The organism is Ruegeria sp. H4 (assembly GCF_056533065.1).
This window is the reverse complement of the sequence record NZ_JBQFOC010000006.1, coordinates 1-23,009: the sequence shown is the minus strand read 5'-3', so window position 1 is coordinate 23,009 and position 23,009 is coordinate 1. Positions and strand designations below refer to the sequence as shown.

General features: G+C 56.3%; 24 protein-coding genes and 1 pseudogene. 9 read left to right on the top strand and 16 right to left on the bottom strand.

Annotated features, from left to right (window positions below):
* Positions 1-122: 122 nt before the first annotated feature.
* Positions 123-410 carry a WGR domain-containing protein gene (locus ACR0KG_RS19830; protein ID WP_237215935.1) on the bottom strand — a complete coding sequence of 96 codons (288 nt, stop codon included), beginning with the start codon at positions 408-410 and terminating at the stop codon, positions 123-125.
* A gap of 215 nt (positions 411-625) precedes the next feature.
* On the opposite strand from ACR0KG_RS19830, the gene ACR0KG_RS19825 reads away from it, so the two are divergent.
* The 4 genes and pseudogenes from ACR0KG_RS19825 (at position 626) to ACR0KG_RS19810 (ending at position 3,241) form a co-directional block, all read left to right on the top strand.
* Positions 626-1,018, top strand: a complete 393-nt coding sequence (locus tag ACR0KG_RS19825) for a GFA family protein (RefSeq protein ID WP_152460663.1) — start codon at positions 626-628, stop codon at positions 1,016-1,018.
* 102 nt (positions 1,019-1,120) lie between these two features.
* On the top strand, positions 1,121-1,423 hold the full coding sequence (locus tag ACR0KG_RS19820; protein ID WP_152460662.1) for an SH3 domain-containing protein: 303 nt from the start codon (positions 1,121-1,123) through the stop codon (positions 1,421-1,423).
* A gap of 155 nt (positions 1,424-1,578) precedes the next feature.
* A pseudogene (locus ACR0KG_RS19815) lies at positions 1,579-1,719 on the top strand (DUF6429 family protein); the annotation flags it as partial.
* A gap of 115 nt (positions 1,720-1,834) precedes the next feature.
* Positions 1,835-3,241 carry a DUF7986 domain-containing protein gene (locus tag ACR0KG_RS19810; RefSeq protein WP_174819503.1) on the top strand — a complete coding sequence of 469 codons (1,407 nt, stop codon included), beginning with the start codon at positions 1,835-1,837 and terminating at the stop codon, positions 3,239-3,241.
* A 482-nt stretch (positions 3,242-3,723) separates the two neighbouring features.
* Here the strand turns inward: ACR0KG_RS19810 and ACR0KG_RS19805 are convergent, their stop codons facing one another.
* Complete coding sequence (locus ACR0KG_RS19805) at positions 3,724-4,023, bottom strand: MBL fold metallo-hydrolase (RefSeq protein WP_170417797.1); 300 nt, start codon at positions 4,021-4,023, stop codon at positions 3,724-3,726.
* 84 nt (positions 4,024-4,107) lie between these two features.
* Here ACR0KG_RS19805 and ACR0KG_RS19800 point away from each other — a divergent pair, with 84 nt between their 5' ends.
* Positions 4,108-5,019: a homocysteine S-methyltransferase family protein gene (locus ACR0KG_RS19800; RefSeq protein ID WP_170417800.1), complete on the top strand. Its 912-nt coding sequence runs from the start codon at positions 4,108-4,110 to the stop codon at positions 5,017-5,019.
* A 464-nt stretch (positions 5,020-5,483) separates the two neighbouring features.
* On the opposite strand, the gene ACR0KG_RS19795 is transcribed toward ACR0KG_RS19800, so the two are convergent.
* The 8 genes from ACR0KG_RS19795 to ACR0KG_RS19760 are packed head-to-tail and all read right to left on the bottom strand — an operon-like array spanning position 5,484 to position 12,864.
* Complete coding sequence (locus ACR0KG_RS19795; protein ID WP_170417803.1) at positions 5,484-6,311, bottom strand: citryl-CoA lyase; 828 nt, start codon at positions 6,309-6,311, stop codon at positions 5,484-5,486.
* On the bottom strand, positions 6,308-7,504 hold the full coding sequence (locus ACR0KG_RS19790) for a CaiB/BaiF CoA transferase family protein (protein ID WP_170417806.1): 1,197 nt from the start codon (positions 7,502-7,504) through the stop codon (positions 6,308-6,310). The genes ACR0KG_RS19795 and ACR0KG_RS19790 overlap by 4 nt, the downstream gene beginning before the upstream one ends.
* Positions 7,504-8,949: an aldehyde dehydrogenase family protein gene (locus tag ACR0KG_RS19785; RefSeq protein WP_170417809.1), complete on the bottom strand. Its 1,446-nt coding sequence runs from the start codon at positions 8,947-8,949 to the stop codon at positions 7,504-7,506. The genes ACR0KG_RS19790 and ACR0KG_RS19785 overlap by 1 nt, the downstream gene beginning before the upstream one ends.
* Positions 8,946-9,641 carry a hypothetical protein gene (locus ACR0KG_RS19780; protein ID WP_170417812.1) on the bottom strand — a complete coding sequence of 232 codons (696 nt, stop codon included), beginning with the start codon at positions 9,639-9,641 and terminating at the stop codon, positions 8,946-8,948. Before ACR0KG_RS19780 ends, ACR0KG_RS19785 begins: the two co-directional genes overlap by 4 nt.
* The gene (locus ACR0KG_RS19775; RefSeq protein ID WP_170417815.1) at positions 9,638-10,648 is read right to left on the bottom strand and encodes an agmatinase family protein; all 1,011 of its coding nucleotides are present in this window, start codon (positions 10,646-10,648) and stop codon (positions 9,638-9,640) included. The genes ACR0KG_RS19780 and ACR0KG_RS19775 overlap by 4 nt, the downstream gene beginning before the upstream one ends.
* A complete protein-coding gene (locus ACR0KG_RS19770) occupies positions 10,645-11,520 on the bottom strand; it encodes an arginase family protein (protein ID WP_170417818.1) in 876 nt (291 codons plus the stop codon). Before ACR0KG_RS19770 ends, ACR0KG_RS19775 begins: the two co-directional genes overlap by 4 nt.
* Positions 11,520-12,194 carry a hypothetical protein gene (locus tag ACR0KG_RS19765; RefSeq protein WP_170417821.1) on the bottom strand — a complete coding sequence of 225 codons (675 nt, stop codon included), beginning with the start codon at positions 12,192-12,194 and terminating at the stop codon, positions 11,520-11,522. Before ACR0KG_RS19765 ends, ACR0KG_RS19770 begins: the two co-directional genes overlap by 1 nt.
* Complete coding sequence (locus ACR0KG_RS19760) at positions 12,187-12,864, bottom strand: arginase family protein (protein WP_170474326.1); 678 nt, start codon at positions 12,862-12,864, stop codon at positions 12,187-12,189. The genes ACR0KG_RS19765 and ACR0KG_RS19760 overlap by 8 nt, the downstream gene beginning before the upstream one ends.
* A 178-nt stretch (positions 12,865-13,042) precedes the next feature.
* Between ACR0KG_RS19760 and ACR0KG_RS19755 the strand changes: the two genes are divergently transcribed.
* Positions 13,043-13,750, top strand: a complete 708-nt coding sequence (locus ACR0KG_RS19755) for an IclR family transcriptional regulator (RefSeq protein ID WP_170417827.1) — start codon at positions 13,043-13,045, stop codon at positions 13,748-13,750.
* Between the two features lie 8 nt (positions 13,751-13,758).
* Here the strand turns inward: ACR0KG_RS19755 and ACR0KG_RS19750 are convergent, their stop codons facing one another.
* From ACR0KG_RS19750 to ACR0KG_RS19735, 4 genes are read right to left on the bottom strand one after another with little or no spacing between them, the layout of a single operon-like run.
* Positions 13,759-14,562 carry an ABC transporter permease gene (locus tag ACR0KG_RS19750; RefSeq protein ID WP_170417829.1) on the bottom strand — a complete coding sequence of 268 codons (804 nt, stop codon included), beginning with the start codon at positions 14,560-14,562 and terminating at the stop codon, positions 13,759-13,761.
* Positions 14,563-14,572: 10 nt separating this feature from the next.
* Positions 14,573-15,475, bottom strand: a complete 903-nt coding sequence (locus tag ACR0KG_RS19745; RefSeq protein WP_170417832.1) for an ABC transporter permease — start codon at positions 15,473-15,475, stop codon at positions 14,573-14,575.
* Entirely contained in the window at positions 15,472-16,560 is a 1,089-nt protein-coding gene (locus tag ACR0KG_RS19740) for an ABC transporter ATP-binding protein (protein WP_170417835.1), read from the bottom strand. Before ACR0KG_RS19740 ends, ACR0KG_RS19745 begins: the two co-directional genes overlap by 4 nt.
* A gap of 60 nt (positions 16,561-16,620) precedes the next feature.
* Positions 16,621-17,679: an ABC transporter substrate-binding protein gene (locus ACR0KG_RS19735; RefSeq protein WP_170417838.1), complete on the bottom strand. Its 1,059-nt coding sequence runs from the start codon at positions 17,677-17,679 to the stop codon at positions 16,621-16,623.
* Positions 17,680-18,199: 520 nt separating this feature from the next.
* Here ACR0KG_RS19735 and ACR0KG_RS19730 point away from each other — a divergent pair.
* Positions 18,200-18,832 (top strand): tyrosine-type recombinase/integrase, encoded by a 633-nt coding sequence (locus tag ACR0KG_RS19730; RefSeq protein ID WP_093037018.1) that lies wholly within the window; start codon positions 18,200-18,202, stop codon positions 18,830-18,832.
* Positions 18,833-18,954: 122 nt separating this feature from the next.
* Here the strand turns inward: ACR0KG_RS19730 and ACR0KG_RS19725 are convergent, their stop codons facing one another.
* On the bottom strand, positions 18,955-20,616 hold the full coding sequence (locus ACR0KG_RS19725) for a caspase family protein (RefSeq protein WP_170417841.1): 1,662 nt from the start codon (positions 20,614-20,616) through the stop codon (positions 18,955-18,957).
* Between the two features lie 386 nt (positions 20,617-21,002).
* On the opposite strand from ACR0KG_RS19725, the gene ACR0KG_RS19720 reads away from it, so the two are divergent.
* Together ACR0KG_RS19720 and ACR0KG_RS19715 are read left to right on the top strand one after the other, a co-directional pair.
* Positions 21,003-21,599 carry a DUF6088 family protein gene (locus tag ACR0KG_RS19720; RefSeq protein ID WP_170702629.1) on the top strand — a complete coding sequence of 199 codons (597 nt, stop codon included), beginning with the start codon at positions 21,003-21,005 and terminating at the stop codon, positions 21,597-21,599.
* Positions 21,590-22,609, top strand: coding sequence for a nucleotidyl transferase AbiEii/AbiGii toxin family protein (locus ACR0KG_RS19715; RefSeq protein ID WP_170702628.1), 1,020 nt, complete (start codon positions 21,590-21,592; stop codon positions 22,607-22,609). The genes ACR0KG_RS19720 and ACR0KG_RS19715 overlap by 10 nt, the downstream gene beginning before the upstream one ends.
* Positions 22,610-22,664: 55 nt before the next feature.
* On the opposite strand, the gene ACR0KG_RS19710 is transcribed toward ACR0KG_RS19715, so the two are convergent.
* The coding region (locus tag ACR0KG_RS19710; protein ID WP_480828230.1) for a DnaA N-terminal domain-containing protein at positions 22,665-23,009 on the bottom strand (345 nt) is incomplete at its 5' end.

Genomic DNA, 23,009 nt, shown 5'->3' with positions numbered 1-23,009 from the left:
CTGGGACAGGGAGATCATTCTGGGGTGTTCTGGGTGGAAGCCGATACGTCGGCTGAAACCTAGAGCCTGCTCACGAGCCGAAAGGCTCGGGATTTGCCACAGAAACAGACTGCAGCCCGAAGTCACTCACCGACCGGAACATACCCTCGACGGAGCTTTTGCTTTTCGAGATTGTGGAGCGCTTCACTAGCCAGGGCTTCGTCATCATACGTCACCATCATGGCTTGCCCGTTCGTGCCAATACGCCCCCAGGTACGAAGCACTGAAACCTCCCCAAACAACGTCGGCTGCAACTCGATGCCATAGAACCGCGCCATGTTGATCTCAGGGTCCACATGGATCAGGTGCACAGGTGTGGTGTCTGTCAGCTCCATGACGCGATTGTCGATCAATAAAGCTCGTCTGTCCAATGACTTTGCTGGAACAGTCAATTGGCAAGGATTCAGAACCGTGATGAAAACATTCGACAACTCAATCTGTCTGATGCTTGCCTCGTACCCATCCAGGTACAGGAGCTCATATTGGCACCATTCCACATTCCGCTGCTGGAACCGTTGTGACCACTGGCCAGAGTAGGTACGGTTTTCTCATATCTTGCAAAACGAAATAGAAGGATGAAGGCAACGTGGCTGAAATCTTGGAAGGCGGATGTTTTTGCGGTGAGGTTCGATACCAGGTCACTGGCAGCGCAGTAATGCAACTCATGTGTTTTTGCAGTGATTGCCTATCGATGACCGGAACGGACGGTTATGCCGGGTACATGATAAAGTCGGAAGACCTGCAGCTGCTGAAAGGCAAACCACGGACCTTTGAGAAGACCTCAAAGGAAGGTCGACCTGTCATCAAGCATTTTTGTGGCACCTGCGGATCAGGCCTGTGGGGCGTGACAGCCTTCGGATTGACGAGCATTGCGGCTGGGACATTGGATGAGCCAAACAACTTCAAGCCAACGAGCAAGGTTTTTGTGAAAGATGCCCCCAACTGGGCCAGGGTTCCCCACCATTTGGAAGAAATGTAGCGTTTGAAGCTTTGGTATCACCTACATTTCTGTCTTGGAGTTGTTCCTCTTGGTGACCCGAGTTGCTACGATTGTCGTTGAGGCAATAAGCAGGACATCGCGATGCGCAATGCAATCTTTTTACCCCTAATGGCTTTGTTCCTGGGGGTCGTCATGGACGTTAAACCGGCGGCGGCCGCGTCACTCGGAACATATGAGGTTTTTGGCGTCGAAGACGGTGACATGCTAAAAATGCGCAGTGGGCCTGGAACAGGGTTCAATGTGATCGTTGGTCTTCCAAATGGAACCGCACTACGAGTTCACGGCTGTGAGCAGACCGGTGGCACCCGTTGGTGCCGCGTCTCTTTGGAGCGCGCGCGCAAGCTTAAGGGATACGTCTCTTGGGCATATTTGCGGAAAATCTAATACGACAGCGATCAGCACCACCATCTTTTAGCAATCATAGAATACCGGCGGAAACGCCCTGACGAATCCACTAGTTGGGCTCACACCCGTCGTCGAAGCGGCTCGCAACATCCCCGAATTCGCTGGGTTCAGGACGGCCCTAAGGCTTTGACTGGGGAGCGCTTGATCGCCTGCACCGTAACGGATTGATCCTGGACCCGGTTGGAAAGGCAAAATCGGTGGTACTGACCGATGAAGGCCTGCGCCGCTCCGAAAAGCTTTTCACAGAGCTTTTTGGGCGGGAGCCAAAGACATAGCATTCGCCATGACAAGTCCCTCCATGTAACGCAGGTCTGCATACGCGTGTGGGCTGGCTGGCGGTTGCAATCTGCGCTAAATCGCCCCTGTCCGGCAAACAGGGAGAAGCTGAAGATGACAACGGGGAACGATCTTGGTGGGCTCATCGGGTTTATCACCCGTGACGAGATTTGGCATGAGCGGCTCGCTGATGTGTTGGACGAGCATTTTCTGCCAGCGCTCGAGGCCTTCGATCTTGAGTTCGAGGATCTGGGCGACTTGCTGGGCGAGGATTGGCCGATGGTCCTGTGGGGTGGTGGCCTGGAAGATTTGCTGGGCAGGACATTCGGAGCGGACGCCGAAAACGCTGCGGATGCTTATCTGAAAGGGAGCGGTTCCAAGGAGAGTGCGCAGACCCGCGCCTATATCAAAGGATTGCGGGACGCGTCGGTCAGCCTTTATGAGGTGAGCGAGGTAGACCCCGGCAGATCCATGGTCTTGCGCAACATGCTTTCGGACGCAGAGCCGGTTACCGTCCGGGAACACAGCGCGACGCAGATGCTGCAGCGATGGGATCGCATCGCAGCTCGGGTTGTCGCACAGGGGGATTATAACGTGATCTCGGGGGCGCTGCTCCCATTCGACCCCGACACCGTCGCGTTTTTTGAAGACGGGCTCCGCTCCGTGTTGAAATTGAACCCCGACGTTGAACTGAGGCTGACACAGGATCAGCTACACCGTTCCGCACCCCTCTTCACCAATGCCTGGCTCTTCGCACATCTGCCGAACCTACTGGATCCGGAACCACCACAAATCAGCAACAGCGATGGCGACAACCTGCTCTTTCACGACATGCGCTTCCCCCTCGCCAGCAAAGTGACGCAAAGCCAGGTATCTGAAAAGCTAACACAGTCCGCAGAACTCGTGATCTCAGGCCAGAAGGATTGGACCTGGCTTGACCTCGACACCCCGTCCGGCACCAAGCACGGCACCGGCCTCGTGTTGGACAAATCAATGTCAGGGGCCTCCGTGCTTGGGTCCCTAGATCTGAAAGGTCGGACACTCACACTTTCTGTGAGCTCTACAGCGCGCGCTGAACGCGGCGAAGCCCTGGTCCGGGACCTCCTGGGCGACCTGGTGAAATCTCCGCTGACATCAATCCAGACCGCCGAACAGATGATGGCGGATGACAGCACGAGTAACGGAGTGGCAGAAGAAGAGGACATCCCCCGTGCCCTTGCCCGTCAGATGGCCCACGAATATCTCGAACAGCATTACCGCGATACGCTTGACCAGCCGATTCCTGCCCTGGATGGCAAGACCCCGCGCCAGGCCGTTCGCAGCACGGCGGGCAGGAAGAAAGTCATAGACTGGCTGAAGACAATCGAAAACCGCAGCGCGCGCCAGACCGGCTCTCCGGTGGCTGAGTATGATTTCGGCTGGATGTGGGACGAGCTTGGTCTGTCAGACTACCGAAATTGGACCAGCGATGGTTCTTGCAAAAACCGTTCCAAAGCTTCGCCTCCTGAACCCATCGACTAACCCATGTTTTCCCGGCTGCGTCTTGCAGAGATGTGGCAAGGGTTATGCTGTCGCTGCGCGTCCAGATGGTTTGCCTCGTGACAGCTGGGGCACAACAAAATTTCAGTCTCCGTGGACACACCGGTTTCATAATCGAAACAGTACTCTTGTCCACATATTTCCAGCACCTCTCCACTCTTGGCCAGTTCCGAACTTGTCACCTCGCAGTGATCACAAATTCCGTCCAAGAGAGCTGATTGGAGTTCAGAAAGAACCACTGTTTTCTGAAAATTGCACACTCTGTCACTCATAACTGCTTCAGGCTTTCACAAAATGGTGAAGAGAGAAAGCTTGTGAAACAAGAATTCAAGGGAATGTGACATAGCCCAATGGGTTCGAGATTTAGTTTCGCCGATCATTGCCTGTAAGCTGCGCGGCGCGTCGAACTTTCACGTCAGCCGCCATCCCACAACAGACCCGCGCACATCAAAATACAACCTGGGCTAGTCCTCCCAGCGAAACGCGTCGTTGTCCGCCTTCACCCGACCAATAGACGGCAAAGCGAAGTGGTTTCCCAGCACAATACATCCCGTTTCCGAGGCGCTTTCCAACAGTTTCCGACGGGATGTCACGGCCATCTCAGCATCGGAATCAAACATAAAATGCCACTCGGGATGCCAGCACTGGGCGGTTGTATGGATTGCATCACCTGTAATCAGAGCGCGCCGGTCGCCACTGGTGATTTCGACCGAGACATGACCTGGTGTTTGGCCTGGCGTGGGGATCAGAGTGACGGAATACACCCTGTCGCAGTCCTAAGGTTCACAGGAGGCCCGAGACAAAGTAGGTTTCTTGTGCAGAGGTAACGGCAATAGGCGTGGATCAGAATGGCGCGACAGCTCCCACTCGAAGGTAACAAGCCCTTTCTGGTTTACGCCGGCACTGGCACCGACCTGATTTTCAATCATGGAATTGAGCTTCCCGGTTTCGCGTCGTTTCCATTGCTGGAAGAACCTGGCACCAGGGTGATACTGGCCGGTCAAATGCAGGCTCTTGTCGATCTGGCCCGTGAAATGAATGTCGGATGCATCCTTGATGCGCCCACATGGATGGCGAACGCCGACCGGGCAGCGCCCTTGGGGTACGATGCAGAGCGGCTCGCCGAAGTAAACAAAGATGCGGTCAGTCTAATGGAAGACGTGCGCCAAGCTGCCGCTCGCGATGATGTACTGGTGTCGGCCTGCATCGGCCCGCGCCATGATCCTTACGCCGACATCCCGCCGGTACCCGTCGAAGATGCACGTCAATACCACGCCGCTCAAATGCACAGCCTGAAAGACACAAGCCTCGATCTGGTCACCGCTTATACATTCAACCGCCCAAGCGAGGCAGCGGGATGCATCCTCGCCGCCCGGGACGCTGAACTGCCGATCATCATGTCTCTGGTTGTTGAGACAGACGGGTGCCTGGCAGACGGGACCAAACTTGTGGACGGAATTGACCAGATCGACGCAGCAACCGACTCGGCGGCGCTGTTTTTTATGGTCAACTGCGCTCACCCTACCCATTTCGCCGGAGCGCTTGGCAACCACCCCCGGCTGAGAGGCCTTGTGGCGAACGCTTCGAGTTGCTCGCATGCGGAACTTGACGAAGCAGATGAGCTGGACGAAGGCGATCCAGCTGAACTTGGTAAACAGATTGCCGCGATTGCGAGGCAGAATCCGTCGATCCAAGTATTTGGAGGATGCTGCGGTACCGACATGCGCCATCTGAAATCGATGATCAGCGAACTAGCATAGCCAACTTGGTTCAATCTGAGCGATAACGCTGAGATCTAAGGTGATCCCGTAATTTCTTTCCACAACTTGTTAGGAGATCGGCCCTTTGCTGCCGTTGACCGAGGGCGCGCATCGCTGCGGTGCGGCCCACCAGACCGGACTTTAGCTGCGACTGCGAAATCCAGCGATCGACAAACTCACGCATCGCGGACCAAGTGTGAATTCGCCGCGCTTGTCGCGATGGCAGCTCGGTGCGCTTCGCTGACGTCAGAACAAGCATGAAAATGTATCGATTCTCGCCTGGATTGAAATACCTTCAAAGACAACACCAAAGAAGTGAATCTTTGTTCAGACTAACATGTTGGGTCTGCTTCTAGGGGGGGATGCCCAATGACCGAGACCGGCAAAACAGTCCACACGCCAGTGGCGCTTCAATGCCAAGTTCGGTGTGAATTTAGGCGTTCGCACCATCAATGGTCATCGGGTTAGCGCTCCGATTTGACACCAATATATTCCGGCAGATAACGCGGCGGCATTGGCCCCTTGTTCCGCCCGCCCTGTTGAATCTGTTCCCAGCCATGAGACAAGACGCCAACCGAGCGGGAAAGACAGAACAATCCCCGGGAAAGCGGTGCCGGGAACCCCAATTCGCAAAAGATAACAGCCGTGGCCCCATCGATATTCATCGCGATATCGGCACCGCGCTTACGTCCGATTTCCGTCTGTATAGCTTCACCGATATCGGCAAATCGCCCTTCTACAGTGCCTGACATCGCGGCCTCGCGTACCAACGCCATCAATCGCGGTGCGCGGGGATCGACGGGCTTGTGGAAACGGTGGCCAAAACCCGAGACGATCTTGCCATTTTCCTCACACCAGGCGGCGATACCGTCGCGGACGGCAACTTCCTGTTCAGCGCCGTCATCCATCCGTTTGGCGACGTCGAAATAAAGCTCGGCGCATTGTTCACCGGCGCCGCCATGCACGTCACCCAACATGTTGACCCCGGTGGCCATGACGTTGTTGAGCCCCAGCCCACAGGTCGCGGCCATACGCGCTGCGGCTATCGATGGCGCCTGCGGACCATGATCCACGCCCGCCACCAGCGCGCATTCAAAAAGCGCCGCCTGTTCTGGCGTGGGCAAATTGCCGCGCACCATGAGCCAGATCATCTGAGCAAAGCTGACGTTTCCGATCAGGTCCTGGATCGGGTGGCCGCGAAAGGCGATCCGCCCCGGAGCCATGTCGATAATTTCGGTGCGCCACCAGTGGCAAATGGCATCGGCGTCATTGCGTCCTGCGGGGTCCGTCATATCGCGCCATCCTTTGCCAGTTTTTCAATGTCTTCCGGTGAAAGACCTAACTCGCTCCAGATTTGAGAGTTGTGCTGCCCCAATGTGGGCGGTGGTGCATCGACGGTGGGCGCGCTGCCGTCCAATTTGATCCCGGTCGTGGCAACCTGAATGTCGCGTCCGACGCCGGGGACGTTTTCAAACTGGTCGAGGAAACCGCGGTCTGCAACCTGCGGCATTTCCAATACTTCCGGCACTGTCAAAACCGCTCCTGATGGCACACCAATGCTATTGAGTTCCTTGGCCCAGTCGCGCGGTGACCGGGTCTTCAACACGGTCTCCAGCTCAGTTTTCAGAGCCAGCCTATTGCGTTTGCGATCCTCGCGCGTGGCATATTCAGGCCGCTCGCGCAGCGCGGCCAATCCCAGGTGGTCCGTCAGTAGCTCCCATTGCTGGTCTTTGTTTGCGGCAATGTTGATCAACCCGCCCTTCGCTTCAAACGCACCGGAAGGCGCCGAAGTGGGGTTTTCATTGCCATTGGCAGTCGGATTGACGCCGGCGATCAGATAGTTCGACACCACCCAGCCCATTGTCGCCAGCACCGATTCCAGCATCGACACATCAATAAAGGTGCCGCGCGGATTGGCGTTCAGAGCAGATGAAATCGCAAAGGCTGCGGTGATGCCCCCCACAGTGTCTGCCACCGGATATCCAACGCGCAGCGGCGCGCTGTCGCTATCCCCGGTGATCGACATCACACCCGAGGTTCCCTGTATGATCTGGTCATAAGCCGGGCGGCGTATCCACGGGCCCTCTTGGCCAAAGCCGGAGATAGCACAATAGATGAGGGTCGGATTGGCCTCTTTCAGGGTCTGGTAGCCCACGCCGAGGCGCGTCATGACGCCGGGCCGGAAGTTTTCAACCACGACATCTGCAGTTTCGACCAGTTTCAGAAAAATCTCTCGACCCCGTGGGTTCTTGAGGTTGACCGTGACCGATTTCTTGCCCGCGTTCTGGGCGAGAAAGGACACGCCCATGTTGACTTTGTTCAGCTCTGGGTCGGCCCCCAGTTGGCGGGCGAGATCGCCCCGACCGACGGCTTCGACCTTGATAACCTCGCCGCCCAGATGCGCCAGATGATGACAACAGAACGGACCGGCAAGGACATTGGTCAGATCAAGAACACGAATGCCCTTCAAAGGTGTCTGCGACATTATCCGCGCCCCGCGTGTACAACCTTGGCCGCCGTGAAAAACTCGCGGCAATAGCTGCCTTTTTCCGGTGCACCATAAGAGGATCCCTTTCGGCCCGTAAAGGGTGCGTGGAAATCCATGCCGGCGGTGGGCAGATTGACTTGTATCATGCCTGCTTCGGCGTTCTGCGAGAAGTGATCGATTTTGGCGGGATCCCGCGTGACAATTCCTGCGGACAATCCAAATTCGCAGTCGTTGGACGTGGCCAGGGCGGCGTCGTAATCCGGCACGCGTAACACGGCGGCGATGGGCCCAAAGATTTCGTCTCGTGCCACGGCTGCGTCGGGTGACACATCCGTAAACAACGCAGGCGCAAAGTAATGGCCGGTTGTTTTGGATTTGACCTCGCCACCACCTGCGGCAAGCGTTGCACCGTCATCCACAGCCTGAGACACGTATCGTTTGTCGATGGCGAGCTGCGCTTCACTGGCGACCGGACCAATCTGGGTTTCCGGAGCGCGCGCATCACCGATCCGAAGGTCTTTCATTGCCGCGCAAAGACGGTCAACAAATGCGTCGTGAATGCCCTCGGTCACAATCAGGCGGGAAGACGCTGTGCAGCGTTGTCCGGTTGAGAAAAAGCTGCCCTGAACGGCGCAGTGCACCGCCAGATCCAGATCGGCGTCATCCAGCACGATCAAGGGGTTCTTCCCCCCCATCTCCAGCTGCATTTTCGCTCCTCGCGCAAACAGCGCCGCCCCCATATGGCGACCGACGGGTGTGGAACCGGTGAATGTGACCCCGGACACCTTGGGGTGCGTAACGATTGCCTCCCCAACCTCACGGCCTTTTCCCATCACAAGGTTGAACACCCCCTCAGGCACGCCCGCACGGGCAATAATATCGGACAACATCCATGCCGATCCGGGCACCAGTTCGGCAGGTTTGAACACAACCGTATTGCCATAGGCCAGAGCGGGTGCGATTTTCCATGCGGGGATCGCCAGTGGGAAATTCCAGGGCGTGATTACGCCCACAACGCCGATTGGCTCGCGTACAACATTTAGCGACACACCTTCGCGCAGAGATTGGTAGGTGTCGCCGGTCGCACGATACGCCTCAGCCGCGAAATATTTGAACAAATGCCCGGCGCGATGCGCTTCGGCCTTGGCTTCGGGCAAGGTTTTGCCCTCTTCGCGGGCCAGCATATCGCCCAGCTCGTCTACACGGGCGAGGATTTCCGACCCGATCCGGTCGAGCGCTTCGAACCGGACCAGAGGCGATGTCTTGCGCCAATTCGGCAGGGCCGCGGCCGCGGCCTCGATTGCGTCAACCGTTTGATCGGCGCTTGCCCGGGCATACTCGCCGATCGTGTCGTTCAGGTCGGACGGGTTGACATTGGGGGCCGCGTCGCTGCTAGCAACCCATGATCCGGCGATAAAGTTGGCAAAGGGGTTTGCAGTCATAGCGCTTCCTCAAGAACTGGTCGCCACCCGATATCTTCATGCCGGTGGTCCACAGTATTCACGTAAAAATAGGTCGGGCCATGATAGCCCCTGCACACCCGCCCATCGGCCCGTCTGGCAACCGGTTCGGCGGTCCAGCTGACCGCGCCGAACCAGTTCCACAAACGGTTATGAGGCGAGGTCAGATGATCCGGGCAAAGCGGTGCTGTACTATTGGCCGGGTCCGGTTGCGGAGCGTTCAACGCCCCGCTGCCCCCCACCAGCGCATCCCATTCATTGGGGCGCGTCGCCCCCTGAAAAGGGTCACTACAGGGCGTATCCCCCCCCGTAAGCAACCGGCAGCGAAACAGGCGTCCATCAATCGACAGCTCTGTGCCATGGACATACCCCGCATCATCCAGATCCTGCCAGCTGACGCGGCTCATAAGCATCCGGTCGGCGACCATCAATCTTCTTCCACCGTCCTCAAATAGATGCCAGTTCAGGCGCAGGTTCGGGTCTTTGGGACTGTCGGTGAGCGCCCAGTTGTCCCAATTCGGGTCGCGTTCAAATTCCGGTAGGTTCCCGGGTTGCAGGCCCTCGTAAGGGCAAAGCGCTGACAGGTCTGTGATCCAGGGCCGTGTCGCGGGCGCAAGTGTTTTTCCTGCATGGGAAAACCCACCCAGCTGCTCTGTTCCTTTGTAGTCCATCATTGCTCTGTCACCGCCCCGGTCACAGGTTGTGTGCGGAAGCGACGCAGGATCCGGAACAACATTTCTGCAGCCAGAAATTCGGTACGCTCCGACGGATCAAGAGGAGGGGACACCTCAACAATATCCAGTCCACCCAACGGGGCCTCGGCCAGCCCATCCAGCAGATCGTAATACTGACGCGGTGTAATACCGCTATGAACGATTGAGCCGGTGCCGGGGAGGTAGCCAGCGTCCATCGCATCGATGTCGATTGACAGATACAGTTCGTCACATCCCTTCATGGCATGCTCCAACGCCTGACGAATTGCCTCTGCCGTCCCCAATTTATGTACGTCGCCAGCCGAAAACACCCGACCGCCCTGCTCTTCGATCAAGGCGAGTTCACCGCTGTCGACCCAACCGGTGATCCCGACCCAAACCATATTGGACACGTCGACATTGGGCAGTTCGGAAATCCGACGGGCATTGGTTGCGTGGTTATGGCTGCCCCACGCGCCAAGCCGGTCAGAGAAATCCAGATGACCGTCGATCTGGATATACCCAAAACGTGCATTTGGTGCGCGTTTGGCCAACCCACGGGAATAGCCAAGGCAGGCCGGGAAGCTATTATAGTGATCACCGCCCAGTGCCAGAGGGATCGCCCCTCCAACGCTCAGCGCCTCGGTCATTGCGGCAATGGCCTCGGTGGTTGCGTCTACATCCTCAGGGGTGATCACTGCATCCCCGCAATCCACGAGCCAGTCGCTGGCCGTTGCGCTTCTTTGGCCCGTATCTGGATCAAAACTGACCCCCTGCGGTCGCATGGATTGCAATACCGTCGTTGCCTTACGCAGCGCCTCGGGACCAAACCTGGTTCCGAGCCGGCTTGAATGTGTCCAATCGCTGGGCATACCCACCACACCGATTTGGCCCGGACGGACGTCGGCGGCATCGAGCAGAGGCCCATCAAACAGCCGATACCCCGGTTGTGCCAGAGGCGGGAGAAATGTCGTTATCGCTGCAGTCATGTCAGTACTTTTTCCTTGGAAGTTTGGCGGCGCGGAAAATCAATCCCAAAGCCGAGGCGCGCATAGATAAACGCCAGAAGAGCCGTGACCATCAGGCGTTGGCCAACCTTCACGACACCCATTCCGGGACGGTTCGGATTCAGACCGGTCAACATAATGGCGCTGACCTCGTGCCGTCCCAAAAGCTCAAGCCATTGCACCACCGTCGCAAGATCGCAGCCCCCCAAACGGGGCCGATCACAAAGCGCACTGAGCGATGTTTCAAACACCGAGAGATCAAACCGAACAAACAACGGCTTTGATGGATCCCGCCACTCTGAAAACGCGGCACGCTGCGCGGCAGTATCTCTATTTACCGGCGTGGTCGTTCCGTTCGGCAAGGGCGCAATATGAAAATCGCGCGCATCGGCTGGTGTACCGCCAAGCTGCACTGTCTGACAATGAGGGAGCGCGCTCCGCGCCGTCTCGGACATGCGATCTGATCCGCCCAAAAAGATTGCACAGGCGCCATTGTCGCTGATCTGACGCATGGCCGCCTTCAAGGCCGCGTGGATCGCATCTTCGGACCCCGGTGCAATATCTCCGAGATCACAAAGCCGCTCGTGCAGGCCATCGGTACTGATATCCTGACGCGCATCGATATCTACGGGGTGACTGAATTGTGGATTTGCGTGCCAACCGAAATAGACCGAGGTTTCGCGTAATGCACGCGGCGCCAGAGATTGCCCTGCATGAGGTGCGTTTGTATCTTCAAACGGGATGCCCAGTACGGCCAGATCTCCAGACCGGACGTCGCCGATTGCTTTGGTCTGAGAGCGCATGAACGACAGATGCCCTGCCATGCGCGGCAACGGGGCCGAACGTAGAGGCATCAGCCTGCTCCTTTCTCAAGACGAGCTGTGACCGCTTGCAGGATCGCCAGTGCAGCGCGGGTTTCAGCCTTGCCACGGTTGTCCAGTTCCGGGGCAAGCCCAAAAACCGCAGCCGCGATGGTATCGCCCGGGGTGGCGTCAATTTGCGCGATCATTTGTGCTGGTGACATTCCCGTCAGGCGATGCGGGTGCGATACCCATTTGCCCGCAAGCTCTTGTAAATCCACAGACAGGATGACCGGTTGGGTGCGGGGCAAATGGCTCACTGCGCCGCCATTGACCCCAATGATGGGAACATCCGCACCTGTGACCTGTCTTGCGGCGACGTCAAGCGCTTCCAAACCGCTGGAATCGCCGCCTACCAACACCATGCGGGCACCGGTTTCAAGAACCGATTCACATTGCGAGGCAACTGCGAGAAAATGCTTGTCAGGTTCTAGCGGAAAGACGTTCACGTCCCCAAGGTCAATTGCATTCGCGGGTGTTACTGTGGGGCAGGACGCATACCGAAGCTGGCGCGCGAGATAGCGTTGCCCTGCCGATGGCCGGGCGAGATTGTCACAAAAATAGCCTGCAATCGCGACCTGACCGGGCACGAGATCTTCCAGATCGCCAATGGATGCGCCCAGAAAACTGGGGATCGCGTCAAACTGTATTTGCGCCGCTTCACTCATTGTGCAACGCCGCGTTCAGGGTTTCGATCGCCGCCAGTTCCGACATTCCCCTGGTGTCGCGCGCAGGCGCAAGGCCGGTGATCACAATCGCCTGCCATTTACAGGACATGGCACCAATGACGGAAACCAGCGTTTCAGGTTTCATCCCGCCGGGATTTAGGCCGACGCTGCCAGCTGCATGCCCCAGATCAATGACCGATATGTCGATCCACAAGACAGCGCGCTCGGGCGTGTCAGAATAGTCGCCGTGCCCTTCATCCAACTGCCGCGCGGTGCGCCAATCCATCTTGCGCTGGCTGATCAGATCCCAGACACCAGCAGGTTGATCGCCGTTCAATCCCACCCAGATCGTGTTGGCTGTTCGCGTCGCGATATCACGCCGGGCCAACGGCATGGCCGCGACAACTGGCAGATCAGGCAAGGCCCCCAGCACACCCGAGGCGACATCAGACGCGCCACCCAAGACAACGGGTACAACACCGTGATCCACCATTTGCGTCACAAGTTGTTCCAACGCGGCAGGCCAATCCCCTGACAGGTCCAGATTGCCAAGATCCCGACCATCTACAGGCAGTCCGATCCCAAGTTGGGCAGTCATTTTGCGCAGCGCATCGGGTGCCAGAGAGGTGCCGGATCGGGGCCCGGTGTTAACTTCGCTCGGAACGCCCATAACCCCAACACAATCAGCCTTACATTGCGAATGAATGCCAAAAGGAAGGTCCGCATAACCAGCTGTTATCATTTGTTTCCGCGCGCTATTCATTGCCAGACGCCTTCGTTATTTGCGATTTCCAATTGCGCTCAAACCGGCTATAAAAAGCGACGGATTTGCGTCGAAAGGTCTGCCTATGCCCGACAAGCCCCGATCCCCTGACGCCAATGGTGGTGTCGAAGCGGTAGAGCGCGCATTGCGTGTGCTGGACATCTTTGAGCCGGGCGATGCAGGCCTCTCTTTGAAGGAGGTTGCGGACCGCAGCGGGGTCAACAAGGCGACAATTCTGCGTCTGAGCGTGTCGCTTGAAAAGTTTGGTCATATTACGCGAGACGCCGAGGGTCTGTTTCACCTCGGGCCGTCTTTGTGGCGTCTTGGATCCGTGTTTCGCCAAAACCTGCGGATGGGGCCAATTGTGCGACCGGTGCTTGCGAATTTGGTGAATGCGACCGGCGAAAGTGCGTCGTTTTATGTGCAACGCGGCAACTCTGGCGTGTGCCTCTACCGGGTCAATTCGCCAAGGCTTGCGCGGGATCACGTTCAGGAGGGCGAGATCATTCCGCTGAGCATGGGCTCTTCGGGTCAGGTGCTGGATGCTTATTCCATCCGGCAGGGAAAACAGGCGGCCAGCATCCGAAAGGCCGGGTATTATCTCAGCCTTGGTGAACGCGATCCTGACGTCGCCGGACTGTCGGTTCCTGTTCTTGGGTTCGAAGATGAATTGCTGGGCGCGATCAGCTTGTCCGGCCTGCGCGTCCGCTTCAATGACACAGCCGTCGAAAAGTATCGCGCGGCGGTCCTTGATGCCGCCCGCCAGATTCGGGTGGAGTTTGGCGAAAAATAAGACCCGCATCATTGTGCCTTGTCTTTCCGACGCCCGATCATCTGCACACCGATAAGCGCCGTGATGGACACGACAATCAGACAGGTCGAGATCGCCGCGATTGTCGGATCAAGCTGATCACGCAGTGAATTGAACATGCGCCGGGTGATTGTGGCGTTTTCCCCGCCCGAGACCAGCATCGAGATCACAACCTCGTCCAGCGACGTGATAAATGCCAGAAAAGCCCCTGTCTGGATCGAGAATTTCACCTGCGGTACGGTGATTGTCCACAATGCGTATGCACGGGACGCCCCTAAGCTGCGCGCTGCAAGCTCCTGATCGAAATCATAATTCTGCAATCCCGACATCACCGTCACGATCACGAATGGCAGCGCCAGCGCAGTATGGGCGATCACGATCCCGGTCAGTGTGTAATTGAGCCCCAGCTTGGCATAGAGGCTGAACACTCCAACAGCGATCAGGATCACTGGCACGACAATCGGCATGATCACAAGGATTTGAGCCGCGCTCCTGATACGAGGCGCAGAGCAATGCAGACCATAGGCACAAAGTGAGCCCAGGGGCGTCGCGATTGCCGTGGTCAGCGCCGCCGCGATCAGCGAGGTCTTTGTTGCGCTCATCCATTCCGGCGACGTGACATAGGCCACGTACCAGCGAAACGAGAGCGATGTCGGCGGGAATTCCAGATAGGATGCCCCCGAAAACGACATCGGGATAACGATCAGCGTGGGCAGGATGAGAAAGAACAGCACAGCAATGCCGACCACTGTCAGCCACAGGCCGTCGATTTTACGTTGTCCGACTTGTTCCATTTTCAGATCCTCAGCGCATAAACAGTTTGTCGAGCCCGAAGACACGGTTCATCAGCCAGATCATCGCCAGCGCCAGCAACAGCAGGACCACGCCCAGGGCTGATGCGGCCCCCCAGTTCGAATAGACTGTGATGGTGCTTTCGATACGCTGCGCCAGCATCTGAACCCGGCCACCGCCCAGCAAAGCCGGTGTGACAAAGAACCCAAGCGACAGGATGAAAACCAGCACGATGCCGGCAAAAAGGCCCGGCAGGGACATTGGGAAAAATACCCGCCAAAAGGCCCCGCGCGGGCTGGAACCAAGGCCCACGGCGGCTCGGACCAGGTCGCCGTCAATATTGCGCATAGTGGCGTAGAGCGGCAGAACCAAAAAAGGCAGCATGATATGCACCATGCCAATGATGGAGCCGGTCAGATTGTGCGCCAGTTGCAGCGGTTCTTCGATAATGCCAAGTGACATCAGCGACGAATTGATGATCCCATTGCGCTGCAAAAGCACCAGCCACGCATAGGTCCGCACCAGAACCGAGGTCCAGAAGGGGACCAGCACAAACACCATCAGAATGGCCGCTGTTTTGTTCGGCATCTTTGTCAGCCAGTAGCACAGCGGGTAGCCGAGAAGGACGCAAATCACCGTCACGGCAATGCTGATCTGAAACGTGACGACAAAGGTTCGCCGATAGAGAGCACTACTAAAGATGCGCGTGTAATTTTCCGTGCTCAGTTCGCCTGCCGCATTGAAAAACGACAGCGAAGACAGCCAGAAAATCGGCAGGAAGACGACGATCAAGATCGTCAAAACCGCAGGCATCGAAAGCCCAAGAAACGTCAGTTTTTCGCGGCGTTCTTCGGATTTGAGCGTGCTGGCATTCTGAAGAGTCCCAGCACCTTCATACGTCTCGGCGATACTCATGCCACATGTTCCGGTACGATGATCGTATCTTCGGGATGCAGGGCAAGGCCGATTTGCTCTCCCTTCGACGGCAACCCGGTTTGGCCCGCGCGATTGGCAGGCACACGCACATTGATCTGACCAGCGCTGTCGTGCTGAACGATCACTAGAACGCTGTCGCCCTGATAAATGATGTCATGCACTTGGCCGGACAGGTCATTGGCGGCGTCTGGCACCGCGCCTGCTGTGACTTCCAGCAACTCGGGCCGGATGATCAGACGATGGCCTCCGCTGCCCAGCGCAATAGGCGTATTGGATTTCAGAACGCGCTCGCCAAGCTGCGCCGTGTCATTCGCTACACTAACCGGCAGGGAAATGGATTCCCCGATAAAATCCGCCACAAAGAAACTATGCGGCTGGCGATAGAGCCGCTCAGGCGTCGCGATCTGTTCGATCCGCCCATGATTGACCACTGCAATCCGGTCCGACATCGTCAGGGCTTCGCGCTGGTCATGGGTCACGTAAACGACAGTTGCATCCAGCTTTTCATGCAGCGCCTTCAATTCGATTTGCATATGTTCGCGCAACTTCTTGTCGAGCGCTGACAACGGCTCATCCATCAGAATGATCTGCGGCTCAAAAACCATGGCGCGGGCAAGGGCCACGCGCTGTCTTTGTCCCCCGGATAATTGCGTGATGCGCCGGTCGCCATAACCGCCCAGCTGCACGGTCTCCAGCGCGCGCTCGGCGCGGGCCTTCTGATCGCTTTTGGACACCCCGCGAATTTTCAACGGATAAGCCACGTTTTCTGCGACCGTCATGAACGGAAACAACGCATAGCTTTGGAACACCATGCCAAGGCCGCGCTTGTGGGGCGGCGTTGCAATCATTTCCTGTTCGCCAAACCGGATCGACCCGCCATCAGGACGCACAAATCCGGCCAGCGCCATCAAAAGCGTCGTCTTGCCGGAGCCTGATGGCCCCAGCAATGTCAGGAACTCGCCCGCGGCGATGTTCAAAGACACGTCATTCAGCGCTTTGACCGATCCGTAGGCCTTGCACAGGTTGGATATATCGATGGGAAGGGAGTGGGCTGCAGGTGACATGGGGGCTCCTAACCTGACAAAAATGGGCGCAGCACAAGATGTGCCGCGCCCAGATATTTTTTACTGTTGGATCAGCGTGTCAAACTCTTCGGTCAACTCGCCCAGCTGGCCGATGTAAAAGTTCGGATCGACCAGAAGCTGCTTGCCATAGTTGTCGGGATGTGTGTTGACCTTCACTGCCATCTCATCCGAGATTATCCCGGTGCCGAAGGCACCCGAATTCACCGGACCCAACGGCATGGTCACCGCCAGCCTCGCCTGTGCTTCGGCGCTCAGCAATTCGTTGATAAGGCGCATCGCGTTGTCTTTATTCGGAGCCCCCTTGGGAACCAACAAGCAGTCCACGTCCATCGTGCCGCCATCAAAGGCATAGGCCACATCAATGCCCGACGCGATCACGCTTTCTACGCGGTTATGGCCCATATGGATCACGTCCACTTCGCCGTCACGCAGCAACTGCGCCGATTGCGACCCGCCGCGATACCAAACGGTAACTTCGGGGGCAATCTCACCCAGCTTGTCCCATGCGCGCGCCTTGCCCTCATTCGTGGCCAACGTGTCATAGATCTCGGCCATCGGCACACCATCCGCCATGAGCGCGGCTTCGAGGTTATAGTTCACCTTGCCGTGCATACCGCGCTTGCCGGGGAAGTTTTCCAGATCCCAGAACTCTGCCCAATTGGACGGGCCATTGTCGCCAAATGCATCCTTGCGATAGGCAATCACCTTGGTGAAGTTGATGAAGCCGATGTAATTGTCATGGATCAGCTCTTTCGGAATGCCTGTGGTGTCAACAATCGAATAGTCGATCGGCTCAAGGCTGCCTTCCCGGCTCAGGGTTTCACACGAAGGCAAATCCTGTTCTGTAACGTCCCATGCAACGGCACCCGCCGTGATCTGCGCGCGCACGTCCTGAATGCCGTTTGTCGTATCTTCCTTGACAGTGATATTCAGCGCACCAGCGGCAGGTTCCAGCATGGCTGAGCGCAAGGCATCCTGAAACGAGCCTCCCCAGGACGCAAACACGACCTCTCCCTCGGCAAAGGCAGGCGAAGCAATGGCCAGGCCACCTGCCACTAGCGCCGTGGTGAGCTTCAGTTTTTGGTTATCTTTCATCATGTCAGGCTCCTCCCGAACTGTTGGTTGGTTTGTGGCTTCGCGACATGCGCGGCTCCACATAATCATTCGCAATCGTTTCATCTAGCAAAACGTCATTTCAGTTTTACTAGAGCTGATGTTGGAATTGGTCAAGGATTCTTTTGCCCCGTAGGATTCACACTCCCGTTTCCTGAGCATCAGAGCCTGGAAAATCTCGCAATTCGCGCATTGGTGCAGCATTCATCTGGGTTCGATCTTGCACATATGGCGTCTGAAGCGATCTTCGTCTGACCCGAAGTTAACTGCCACCGATTGAAGCATTTGGTGGAACGTGCGGACCGCAAACTCTCACTCGCTTTGCGTTGATCCGCGAATTTGAGTGGCAGCTTCTTGACAGTATGCGCCAATTGATCCTGACGACAGAATTGGTCAATTTGGGCTCAGCCCCGACCTCGGATGCGACGCAGCATCCCGTGATATGGAGGCATCGTCAACGTCAGGTTGTCGTTGTGGGAGGGCATGGCGGATCGGAGGATCAGTCATGGAAACACCAAACTTACCGGCCATTCGTGCGCTTCGCCCGGCTTGGAACAAAGGGCGCATCGTTGGGCAAAAACGGCCACTGAAACCAAAACACGTCTGGGCAATCCGTGTTCGACTTGAACTCGCCGAGAACCATCGGGACCTGGCGCTGTTCAATATGGCAATCGACAGCAAACTGCGTGGCTGCGATCTCGTGAAGATGAAAGTCGTCGACGTGATGGCGTCCGGCCAGATCAAGGAACGAGCTTCGGTGTTGCAAAGCAAAACGCAGAAGCCGGTTCGTTTTGAAATCTCCGAAGGCACACGCGCCTCGGTTGAAAAGTGGATGGAAGATGAGCTCATGGTCGGCTCGGAGTACCTATGGCCGGGTCGTTTCCATGAACGCTTGCACATCTCGACACGCCAGTACGCCCGGATCGTCCGGGATTGGGTCACGTCGATCGGTCTGGAGGCCAGTGCATACGGAACGCATTCGATGCGGAGGACAAAAGTCACACAGATCTACAAGAAGACCGGCAACCTGCGGGCGGTCCAGCTGCTACTTGGGCACACCAAGATGGACAGCACCGTCCGGTATCTCGGTGTTGAGCTGGAAGATGCGCTTGCGATCGCAGAGGCCATTGAAATCTAACAACTTGGGCCGTCTTCGCGGACGGCCCAAACAAGACCTTGGCGAAATCTGCGGCGAACAGCGACGAGGAGCCCAGAGCGACGGTCTTCTTGCGGAGCAGGCAAGGACATCGCTTTAAAGTTTCAACTGACACGGCGTATTAGAAAATTCAGAAAAAACTGCCCGTCAATCCTGCGCGGCTCGTAGACAAGCCTTCTTCCTGGCGAAAGTCCTTCGGGCAGTTTGACGCTTATATTGACCTTATAGGGTGTCGCCTGCCCGAAATGCGAACTCAATGTGAAGCGCAATTTCAACTGACCGGAGTCATCGAATTTGCCAGTGAAGTCCCTAAACCAAGGCCCTTCGGCCGCAAAGCCTTGGGCAGATAGCAAGGTCAGCTTGTCTCCATTGCGATTGATGCGCAAGGCTGCAAGTGGCTCGATTTTTCCGGGGAAATAGGCCTTGTCGGGCCGACTGGTTGTTTGCCAATAATCATCGTCCCATCTGCGTCTGATTAAGACAATGTAGTCACCATCAAAAGTCGCGAAAGACGGCGCGACCAACTGATTACAGACTCTTCCTTGCTCTCCTCGAAGTGCGGCAAGAGTTTCACTGGTCTCGAGGCTCTCAGGCGTCAGTCCAAGATTCTCTCTAGCGCTGATATACCGAGAGAAAGCAGATCTCGTGCGTGGGCCCGCAACACCGTCCGCTGTGCCAGCGCTGCAGCCAACGCGATTTAGCTCAGTTTGTATATCACGGATCAGGCTGCGCGTCTCTGTATCATCCTTCGCGCTTTGAGGCGATGTCGGCACAAGAGCTGCTACTTTGTCTCGCGCAGTACTACTGTTGCCCGGCACTTCGTCCTTCTGGTGCTCAGCAAGCAAGTCGTCCCGCAACGAAAGGGCGAGCGCGACTGCAAAATGATCCCTTTCGCCTTCGTATCGCTCCAGAAACATCTCGATCGCATCAAGCCTTCCGAGCGAACGCGCAAGTTCAAAGTCCGCATAAATCTGGTCTTCGACACGCTCAATTTCTTCCTCTGGCGTCGAGCCTGCAGCCGCATCTGGAACAAGAAAAATGTCTCTGGCGGGAAGCGAGCCATAAGTAAATGGCTCCTGATAGCCTTCTGTCAGAGTGTAAACCCTGTCGCGGACTCGCCGAAACAACTTGCCAATCTCAAGTCCGGGTTCCTCGATGTGGTTGAGCAGAGCCTGAGCATAGGGGCTGTTGCGGCCATCGCCGTCAAGCGCCAGCGTTCCGCTCCTTGCAGCATATCCAACCAACACACCTCCCGGATCGATACGTGCAAGTCCGCGTCCAATTGAGCGGGTGCTGTTTGTGCGCTCCATAGTCGCGAGGAATGGATTGTTGCGGCAGGCGTCAACCAACACGATCTTCAAGCCGGGTGCGCCCGCGATGGAGCTAATCAATGTGTTGAGGCGGATTGCCTCGAGTTCGATGTCACGGTCGCTCCGCAGTTCCGCACTGACAGGGATCAGGAAGTTCGTGTTGTCCAACTCGATGCCGTGGCCGGCGAAGTATACGATGACCGACTCGGCGTTTTTTGCCTTTTCTCCAAAGTCACGTATGGCAAGGCGCATGTCGCGGTAATCCAGATCAAGACCTGTTGTGACCTCAAACCCGATCCTGCGCAATGCCTCTGCAATGTCGATCGCATCATTCGACGGGTTTTTGAGATTGCTGACATGTTGGTAGTTCGCATTGCCAATTACCAAGGCAACTTTGTCCGCCAGCACCATCGCAGGCAGAAAACAAAACACAACTGAGAACAGGATACGCTTCATGTGAAATATCGCCGTTAACGCGTCTACCATATGAACGTTTCCACACTTTCGGAATTCAATCAATATGACCGGCGTGGACAAGCTCTAGCTCGGCTTAGGCCGCATAGCGGAGTTCGGGATTGACACGACGAAGGTTCGTTTCCCGCCCATTGCGCCAGTTTCGGCATGGACCATTCATATGAAGTACGAACTCGGAGCCGCCTTGCGGCGGGACAGAAAGATGCTCGCTTGGGAAGCTATCTAAACGTCAGCTTCCGCATTTCCTGCGAGCATGCGTAGCGACTGCAGCGAACTTCCACTTCCCGCTCAACTTACAAAATCACCCAGATACTCTGCTAACTTGTAAGTCAGAAAAAAGTATTATATTTTCTGACAAGGAGAAAACTATGATCACTTCATCGATTAGACAACGCATCATCGGAAAAGGCCGGGGCGCAATCTTTGCGCCAACCGACTTTCTGGATATTGGCTCCCGCGCAAGTGTGGATCAGGCATTGTCGCGTTTGGCAGATCAAGGGATGATCCGACGGTTAACGCGTGGGCTTTATGACTATCCGAGAAAGAGCGCCCGATTAGGGCTGTTGTCTCCGTCAGCCGATGACATTGCCAAAGCGATTGCACGCAAAGACAATCAGGTTCTACAGCCCTCCCCTGCCATGGCAGCCAACCAGTTGGGGCTGTCGACCCAAGTGCCGTCCAAGCCGACTTACATGACCGACGGCCCGACCCGCACCAAGACAGTTGGTCGACAAGTCATCCAGTTCCGGAATGCATCATCCAAAACGCTAGTTGGTGCAGGCCAGAAAACCGGCGCCGTATTTCAGGCGTTACGCTATGTTGGCAAAAACCGGGTGGATAGCCGTGTTGTCGACACGCTGGCCCGCAATCTGGATGTTAAGGACCGCGCATTGCTCGCAAGACAAAGTAGATATGTTCCGGCCTGGATGCACCCGGTAGTGCAGCAAATCGTGGCATGGGTCTGATCTTGGACCAGTTTGCCAACGATACTCCAAAGAACCGTGAAGAAGCGTTTCAGGAAACGGCCGCAAAGCTTGGCATTTCCAAGGCAATCGTTGAGAAGGATTTCTGGGTCTGCTGGTCGCTGAAACATCTATTCGCCCTGCCCTCTTTTGGCACTCACATGATCTTCAAGGGTGGGACATCGCTATCCAAGGTCTATGACATCATCCATCGGTTCTCAGAAGACGTGGATCTGTCTCTCGACCGGGCACAGCTCGGTTTCGACGGCACACGTGACCCCGAGCACCCTGCCCTTTCAGGCAAAAAACAAAAGCAACTGCTGCAGGAGCTTCAGGATACGGCCACCAAAGTAGTCTCAGGACCGCTTCTGAAAGAAACCAAGATCAAGTTTGGCGCCGTGCTTGATCAGCACTTTTCCCTCTCGGTCGATCCTAATGATGCACAAACCTTGCTTTTCGCCTATCCATCCGAGACAAGTGCGGCCAGCGGCTACATCCAGCCGGTAGTGCGGTTCGAATTTGGCGCCCGTGGGGTTCACCTTCCAGCCGAGTCCCGCAGGATATCACCTTATGTGCATCAGGCATTTCCAGACCTGTTGGAGGCGAGCGACGTCGATGTGAAGGTCTTGGGTGTTGAACGCACATTCTGGGAGAAAGCCACGATCCTGCATATGCTCTATCATCAGGACATCACCAAACCTCTGGCTGACCGTATGTCGCGCCATTATTACGACATGGCTCAGTTGATCAAACACGAGACCCATTCTCGCGCTATCGAACAGATCGATTTGCTGGATCAGGTTGCACACCATAAGTCCGTCTTCTTCAAAGCGGCTTGGGCTAACTACGAGAATGCCAGGCCCGGATCACTAAGATTGCTACCGAACCCTGAGCTGAAAGCAGCGCTGCGCCGGGACTATGTGGGGATGCAAGAAATGATCATCGGGGATCCCCCCTTGTTCGACAACATTCTGAAAACCATCGGGATGTTCGAGGCCAAACTCAACGGTTGAAATCAGCAATTTCGGTTGTCTCACGGCACAGCGTGCGACTTACAAATCTGGATTGTTAGCCGAGCAAACACACTTTCTGAATTCGCCCGAACTCGAGCTGGACCGCTCCAAGTAAAGGTTTCAAATGGTGAGATTGAATGTACTGTGCGATGAACTTGCTGGGTGCGCGCAAGGTGATTGTCTGATCTTGTATTTCAACAAATTTGAGATCGCAGTACCAACTTTTAAACAATAGTGCTTCAGACTCTGATAGGCGCCGAAGCGCCCTGCCCCACGGATCCTGAAGGTCTTGTCCCTCATGTTCAACAGCTTCTGGTTTTTCTTGGCCAAATTGTACATGAACAACCTTTTCGGTCGGTTTTGGAGTTTGTGTCTCCATGCGCGATACAAAATCAGAACC